Origin of the sequence: Pseudofrankia coriaricola (assembly GCF_001854805.1) — a bacterium.
Classification (GTDB): Bacteria; Actinomycetota; Actinomycetes; order Frankiales; family Frankiaceae; genus Pseudofrankia.
In genome coordinates this window covers 1-7,270 of sequence record NZ_MBLO01000138.1, presented here as the reverse complement: position 1 = coordinate 7,270, position 7,270 = coordinate 1, and the positions used below count along the sequence as shown (strand labels likewise).

At 69.2% G+C, this 7,270-nt stretch carries 6 protein-coding genes and 2 pseudogenes; 6 read left to right on the top strand and 2 right to left on the bottom strand.

The window, feature by feature from the left end; translation table 11 throughout:
• Nucleotides 1–373 precede the first annotated feature (373 nt).
• The 4 genes and pseudogenes from BCD48_RS55765 (at nt 374) to BCD48_RS19700 (ending at nt 4,241) form a co-directional block, all read left to right on the top strand.
• A complete protein-coding gene (locus BCD48_RS55765) occupies nt 374–1,258 on the top strand; it encodes a reverse transcriptase domain-containing protein (RefSeq protein ID WP_349308033.1) in 885 nt (294 codons plus the stop codon).
• Entirely contained in the window at nt 1,177–1,866 is a 690-nt protein-coding gene (locus BCD48_RS55760; protein ID WP_349308032.1) for a reverse transcriptase domain-containing protein, read from the top strand. The genes BCD48_RS55765 and BCD48_RS55760 overlap by 82 nt, the downstream gene beginning before the upstream one ends.
• Before the next feature lie 214 nt (nt 1,867–2,080).
• Nucleotides 2,081–2,677, top strand: a pseudogene (locus tag BCD48_RS56745) (DUF5372 family protein); the annotation flags it as partial.
• 217 nt (nt 2,678–2,894) lie between these two features.
• Complete coding sequence (locus BCD48_RS19700; protein ID WP_241841863.1) at nt 2,895–4,241, top strand: recombinase family protein; 1,347 nt, start codon at nt 2,895–2,897, stop codon at nt 4,239–4,241.
• A 12-nt stretch (nt 4,242–4,253) separates the two neighbouring features.
• Here the strand turns inward: BCD48_RS19700 and BCD48_RS19695 are convergent, their stop codons facing one another.
• Both BCD48_RS19695 and BCD48_RS52360 read right to left on the bottom strand, forming a co-directional pair.
• Nucleotides 4,254–5,201, bottom strand: coding sequence for a DDE-type integrase/transposase/recombinase (locus BCD48_RS19695; protein WP_083418910.1), 948 nt, complete (start codon nt 5,199–5,201; stop codon nt 4,254–4,256).
• Between the two features lie 53 nt (nt 5,202–5,254).
• Complete coding sequence (locus BCD48_RS52360; RefSeq protein ID WP_071049903.1) at nt 5,255–5,686, bottom strand: transposase; 432 nt, start codon at nt 5,684–5,686, stop codon at nt 5,255–5,257.
• Here BCD48_RS52360 and BCD48_RS19685 point away from each other — a divergent pair.
• Entirely contained in the window at nt 5,653–6,936 is a 1,284-nt protein-coding gene (locus BCD48_RS19685) for a helix-turn-helix domain-containing protein (protein ID WP_241841862.1), read from the top strand. The two genes, BCD48_RS52360 and BCD48_RS19685, sit on opposite strands and share 34 nt — an antisense overlap.
• A 7-nt stretch (nt 6,937–6,943) precedes the next feature.
• Nucleotides 6,944–7,270: pseudogene (locus tag BCD48_RS19680) on the top strand (reverse transcriptase/maturase family protein); the annotation flags it as partial.

The window sequence follows — 7,270 nt, the reverse complement described above, 5'->3', positions numbered from 1 at the left end:
ACGTGGGGTGCGCCGGGATAAACCGGCATGGAGAAGGGGATGAGAGAGCCCTACATCGAAGGAGTAGCGATCCACGGTGGCCCCGAGTCATGCGTCGGTGCCCGTGAGGGTGCCGGCGAAGCGTTGACAGGGGTACGCGTAGGCTGGCCATTGAGCCGCGAAATCACTGTTCCGGGGCGCCGACGCTGTCCCACGAAGCGGAAGGCCACACCGTTCGGCGGCGTTATCGCGAGTCGTCGACGGGCCCTGCACGGTCTGAGAACCCATGCATGCGCGGAATCTCCATGCGCGAGAACCGGGAGATCCCCGTGCTCGCCCGTCTGGCTGATCGCCAGGTGGGCCGCTCAGGGAAGGCTGAGGTCGTACGCCTGAGATGAACGAGCAGGGGAAGTCAGACAGTCTCGTAGTACCTGCGAAGCTGCCGAACAAGGCTGCCAGGGCGGCTGCGGAGGCGGTGGAGGGAAGGGGACTGGCCGAGGGGAACATGGACGGCGTGACACGCCCCGGACGCAGAGCCGGAAATGGCGTGCAAAATGCGCTGGACCGTGTGCGTGAAGTGGCACGAAGGGATAAGGGGGCGCGGTTCACAGCCCTGCTACACCACGTTGATCTGGACAGGCTCCGGGCGGCTTACTGGGCGACTCGGAAAGAGGCCGCCGCGGGGGTGGACGGGGTGACGTGGGAGGCCTACGGGCGGGAACTGGAGGAGAATCTCCAGGATCTGCACCGGCGGCTGCACAGCGGGGGCTACCAGGCGAGACCTTCGCGGCGGGTGTATATCCCGAAGGCGGGTGGGGGGCTTCGGCCGTTGGGTATCGCCTCGCTGGAGGACAAGGTCCTTCAGCGGGCGGTGGTCGAGGTTCTCAACGCCGTCTACGAGGAGGACTTCCTGGGCTTCTCCTACGGGTTCCGGCCGGGACGCAGCCCGCATCAGGCGTTGGATGCGCTGTCGGTCGGGCTCTGGCAGAAGAAGGTGAACTGGGTGCTCGACGCGGATATCCGCGACTTCTTCACGAGTCTTGATCACGGCTGGGTGGAGAGGTTTCTCGGGCACCGGGTCGCGGACAGGCGGGTCCTGCGCCTGGTCAGTAGGTGGTTGGGCGCGGGGGCCATCGAGAACGGGAACTGGTCACAGGACGCGGAAGGGTCGCCGCAAGGCGGGCACCGGTATCGCCGTTGCTCGCGAACCTCTACCTGCACCATGTCCTTGACCTGTGGGTCCAGTGGTGGCGGCGTCATCGGGCGGGCGGTGATGTGATCATCGTGCGTTTCGGGGACGACTTTGTCGCTGGATTCCAGTATGAGCGGGATGCGCAGAGGTTCCTGGCCGATCTTCGTGAACGGTTCGCGAGGTTCGGGCTGGAGCTTCACCCGGACAAGACGCGGTTGATCGAGTTCGGGCGGTTCGCCGCCAGGGACCGGCAGGCGCGGGGGCTGGGTAAACCCGAGACATTCGAATTCCTCGGCTTCATACATATCTGCACGAGGATGCGGGACGGGCGTTTCTGGGTGCGGCGTATCACAAGCTCGAAGCGGGTGCGGGTGAAACTTCGAGAGGTCAAGGACCAGCTCAGGAGTCGCCGGCACCAGCCCGTCCCGGAGCAAGCGCGGTGGCTGGCGAGCGTGGTGCGAGGGCATATGGCGTACTACGCCGTGCCAGGTAACCGTACCGGGGTCGCGGCCTTCCGGACGCAGGTAACACGGCACTGGTGCGCGGAGCTACGGCGCCGAAGCCAGCGTCACCGCCTGGACTGGAAGCGTATGGACCGACTTGCGAACCAGTGGTTACCGCCCGCCCGTGTGATGCACCCCTTCCCAAACGACCGCTTTCGCGTTCGTACCCAAGGCAGGAGCCCAGTGCGTTAGCAGCGCTCGCTGGGATCTGTGCGGGGGGCCGCCCGAAAGGGCGGTCCCTACCGCAATAACCGCCCGAACGGGTTCCCGCCCTGGCCACGGCCAGTAGGCAGGGTGGGATAGGCGCATCGACCGCCGAAGCCGAGGGCGGGACGGAGTAGCCGTAGTACTCGGAGCCGGGGAGAGCCCGGTACATGGGGAAGGGCTACAGCGAGACCGAGAAGGGATGGATACTGTGATGCCGAAAGACGCACCGCCGGATGGCGGCGCCCCAGGGCGCGATCCCGCGCTCGTACGGGTATCGGGGATGCAGGCCAAACTTCACCGTTGGGCGGCGGCTGAACCTGGCCGCCGGTTCGACGACCTGCACAACTTCGTGTGCGACCCGGCGACGCTGCTCGTCGCGTACCGCCGGGTCGCGGGTAACCGGGGCGCCCGGACCGCCGGCGTCGACGGCCTGACGGTCGCCGACGTCGAGGAGGCCGGCGCTCCCGCGTTCCTGGATGACCTGCGTGCCCAGCTGAAAGCGGGTAGTTTCCGCCCGCTGCCGGTGCGGGAACGTCTGATACCCAAGCCCTCGGGTGCGGGGAAACTGCGGCGGCTGGGTATACGATGGTCACAGCATAGTGCTGGCTTGTTCAAGTCTTCTTTGGGTTTCCTAACGGTGACCCATCCGTTTCACGCGCTTGCTGGCCGGCGTCTGGAGATTTTGTATGCCAAGCGCCGGGGTGGTGCGCTGGTGTTTGTCTGCGCGCGTGATGTGGGCCGGACGGTGACGCTGCCGCAGGCGTGGACGGATCGTGGGGAGGCCCCGATGACGGAGCGGCTGTCGGTGGAGCAGTTGGGTGCTGCGCGGGTGCTGGCGGATGCCCTGCTGCGCCGGGGTGAGCGTGCCGGGGGAGGGCAGGGGGAGGACGGCGGGGAGGTGCCGCGTGAGGCCCTGGCGGGGCCGGGATCGAGGGGCCATGGCGGGGCCGGGGGTGTGTGCGAGCAGGTGATGGTGCTGGCGAACATGGTCGAGGCGGTGGTGGGAGGTGGCCGTGAACGGGCTGTCGAAGATCACCGCGTCGCATCGGTGCCGGGCTGCTGTGGTCTACCTGCGGCAGTCGACGCTGGTGCAGGTGCGGGACAACACCGCCTCCACGCTGCGGCAGTACGCCCTGGTGGACAGGGCTGTGGAGCTGGGCTGGGCGCGGGAGGACGTGCGGGTGATCGATGCGGACCTGGGCGTGTCGGGGTCGTTCGGCGCCGACCGGGAGGGCTTCCGCGGCCTGGTGGCCCAGGTGTGCCTGGGCGAGGTCGGGGCGATCTTCGGGTTGGAGGTGTCCCGGCTGGCCCGGTCCTCGGCGGACTTCGCCCGCCTGCTGGAGCTGGCCCGTCTGACCGATGCGCTGCTGGTGGACGCCGACGGTGTCTACGATCTCGCGGACATCAACGACCGCCTCCTGCTCGGCCTCAAGGGCAGTATGTCCGAGTGTGAGCTGCACCTGCTGACTGGCCGGCTGCAGGGTGCCAAGCGGGCCGCGGCCGAACGCGGCGAGCTGCGTTTCCCGCTGCCGGTCGGCTACGTCTACGACGACGAGGGCGTCTGTGTGATCGACCCGGATCAGGAGGTCCAGGGGGCGGTCCGGGACGTCTTCGCCGCGTTCGCCGCGGGCGGCTCGGCGTTCCAGGTGGTGGCCGCGTTCGCCCGGCGGCGGTTCCCGCTGCGGGCGTACGGGGGCGTCTGGGCCGGGCAGCTGCGGTGGGGCCGGCTGACGCATTCTCGGGCGCTGGGGGTGTTGTCCAACCCGTGCTATGCGGGCACCTATGTCTACGGCCGGTATGCCACCCGCCGGACCGTGCGTCCGGACGGCACCGTGCACACCGGGGTGTGGCTGCGCCCGCGCGAGCAGTGGCCTGTGGTGCGCCACGGCCACCACGAGGGCTACATCAGCTGGGAGGAGTATGTGGCCATCGAGGCCAGGCTGAGGGCCAACTGCACCCACCAGGGGGCCCGCCCGGTGCGGGAGGGCCTGGCCCTGTGCCAGGGGATCATGTTCTGTGGGTCGTGCGGACGGCCGATGACCACCCGCTACCAGCAGGGGCGGGCGGCCTATGGCTGCTCGTCGTCCCGCGCCGACCACGAGGCCACCGCGACCTGCCGGTCCATCCGTGCCGACGTGGTCGACGACGCGGTGGCCGACCTGCTGCTGACCACGCTGTCGCCGGGGCAGATCGAGCGGGCCCTGGCCGCCGCGGACGAGGTCACCACCCGCCACGCCCGCTGTGACCGCGGGGCCGAGCTGGCCGTGGAACGCGCCCGTTACGACGCCGGGCGCGCCGAGCGTGCGTTGGGTGCGGTGGAGCCGGAGAACCGGCTGGTCGGTAGTTGTCAAGTCAAATGAGACAGTTTGTGTCTACTGGGCGGGTTTGTGCTGGTCGGTGGGCTGGTTGATCCACGCGGTGTCGGGCAGTCGGGGTGGCCGGGGGCGGCGGGTGAACCGGTCCGGGTGGGTGGCGTGGGCCCGGTCGAGGGTGGTCTGGCGGAGCGCGCGGACGTGGTGGGCGGTGCCGAAGTGGACGGAGGCGGGGGTGTGCAGGCCGATCCCGGAATGCCTGTGTTCGTGGTTGTATGCCGTGAAGAATCCGTCACAGAATACGCGGGCGTCGGCGAGTGAACCGAACCGGACCGGGAAGTCGGGAACGTATTTCATGGTTTTGAACTGGGCTTCGGAATAAGGATTGTCGTTGGATGTCCGCGGCCGGGAGTGCGACCGTGTCACGCCGAGGTTCACGAGCAGTTCTGATACGGGCTGGGAGACCATGGCGCCGCCGCGGTCGGCGTGGATCGTGTGGGGTTCGGTCCGGTTACGGCTGATCGCCTCGCCGAGGAAGTCCTTCGCGACGACGGCGTCCTCGGCCGCCGCGACGAGCCAGCCCGTCACGTAGCGGGAGAAGATATCGAGGATGACATAGCATTTGTACCAGGTTCCTTTGACCGGTCCTTTCAGCGCGGTGATATCCCACGACCACACCTCGCTGGGGCCGTGGGCGACCAGCTCGGGGCGGACGCGGGGCGGATGGGTCGCCTGGCGGCGGCGTTCGGACACCTGGCCGGCGGCGCGGGCGATCCGGTACATCGTCGACATCGAGCACCAGTACCGGCCTTCGTCCAGCTCACGGGCCCAGACCTGGGGGATCGCGAGATCGGCGTAGGCCGAGCTGGCCAGCAGCGCAAGGACCCGGGCCCGCTCCGGTGCGCTCAACGTCGCGGGCGCCGCGGTGCGGGGCAGCCAGGGGCCGTGGCGCCGGCCCGCTCCGCCGGCATGCCGATAATGGGTGGCCCGCGAGATACCCGTCAGCACGCACGAGGCCCGGACCGCGATCCCCGCCGCTCGCAGTTCGGTGAACGCGCCGGTCAGAACCTGCTCGGTGGATCGTCGCGTTCCGCGCTCTCGGAGATCTCCTCCAAGAGCGCGCGCGCTTTTCCCATGATGTCCAACGCCATCCGCGTTCTCGCCAGCTCGGACGCCAGTTTCTCGTTCTGCCGGCGGAGTTTCTCCAGCTCCACCTGATCGGCGGACTTCTTCGGCCGGGCCGCCGCCGCGCCGTCGCCGCCAGCGCCGGTCAGCCCGCCGGCGTCCCGGGCCCGAGCCCACTCGATGATGTGCGACGAATACAAGCCCTCCCGGCGCAGGATCGCACCTTTCTCGCCGTTCGCCGCGTTCTCATACTCGGCGACGATCGCCAGCTTGTACTCCGCGCTGAACGACCGCCGCGACGGCCGCGGCGCCGGATCATCAGGGTCGGGCGACCGTGCCGGCCGGCCGGGCGAGGTGGACACGTACATCAGGGTCTCCCATCCCGCCCTCGATCAGGAACCCCACACTCACACGGGGTGTCTCACATCAGCCTGCCAAAGAGGGGGTCGCCCGCACCCTGGAGACCCGGTGGGAGGCCAGGCTGTCCGCCCTGGCCGAAGCCGAGGCTGCCCTGGCCGCTGTCCGGGACAGCGGGCCGGCGCTGCCGGACCGGGACGGCCTGCGTGCGCTGGCCGCCGACCTGCCCGCACTATGGCACGCACCCGAAACCCGGGACCGGGACCGCAAACGGCTGCTACGCACCCTCATCTCGGATGTCACCCTGCTGCCCGAGACCGACCGGGCCCGCGCCCGGCTCGGGGTGCGCTGGCACACCGGCGTCGGCGACGAGCTCGACCTGCGCAGGCCGGCCACCTCGCCGGAGGTGCGCAGGACCCCGGCCGCGGCCCGGGAGCTGATCGCCCGGCTCGGTCCGGACCATTCCGACGCCGAGATCGTCACCGCGCTCGCCGACGCCGGGCTGACCACCGGGACCGGTCGTCCCTACGATCTCGCGGCCGTCGCCTGGGTCCGCCACACCTACAACATCCCCGGCCGGTGCCCGTTCCGGGACGGGGAGATCTCCGTCGACCAGGCCGCGGCAATCCTCGGGATCACCGCCGACGCCGTCTACTACTGGCTCACCCACGACCGGCTGGCCGGCCGCAAGGACACCTCCGGACGCTGGTGCGTCCCCTGGAACGCCCACGTCGAGGCCGCCTGCCGCCGCCAGATCGACGCCTCCGGCCACCTCATCCCCCGCACCCCCGGCCCACGTGAGGTCCTCCCCGGCGACGTCACCGTCCAGGAAGCCGCCGCCCGCCTCGACGTGCCCGCAGACGTCGTTTACTACCGCATCCGCATCGGCCAGCTGACCGCGCGTCGCACCCCGAACGGGTGCCTGAGCCTCCCGTGGAACCCGGCGATCGAAGCCGCCTGCCGCACCCGGATCGAGCATCCCGGATCCGGCCCAACCGGCCTGGGTAGCCGGCCCCTCCCACACGCCGCCACCGCACGCGGGGAAATCAGCGTCCAGGAGGCCGCCGCCAGGCTCGGTATCCCCACCCCCCAGATCTACTACTGGATCCGCCGCGGCTACCTGACCGCCCACCGTGTCAACGGTGACCGGGTCGCCATCCCGTGGAACAACCAGGTGGAGACCGACTGCCTCCACCGCGCCACCCGCACCATGAAAATCAACTCCACAACCCAGACAACAACGGCAGGAGGAGCAGTATGAAGCCAACATGCCGACCTGGTCGGACAAGCTGCTGCAGGAGGTAGTGCGCCTGATCCTGGAGGCGTACTACGAGCCGCAGTTCTCCGACCGCTCCCACGGGTTCCGCCCGGGCCGCGGCTGTCATACCTCCTTGCAGGAGATCTATCACCAATGGCACGGGACGGTGTGGTTCATCGAAGGCGACGTCACCGACTGTTTCGGGTCTCTCGACCATTCGATCATGAGATCGATCCTGGCCGAGAAGATCCACGATGGTCGGTTCCTGCGCTTGATCGACGGACTGCTCCAGGCCGGATACCTGGAGGACTGGCGCTACCACGCGACGCTGAGCGGC

Bases quoted from the DNA above. Each gene is read 5' to 3' on its own strand.
- BCD48_RS55765 (WP_349308033.1), top strand. From the start codon at position 374: ATGAACGAGCAGGGGAAGTCAGACAGTCTCGTAGTACCTGCGAAGCTG.
- BCD48_RS52360 (WP_071049903.1), bottom strand. From the start codon at position 5,686: ATGTACGTGTCCACCTCGCCCGGCCGGCCGGCACGGTCGCCCGACCCT.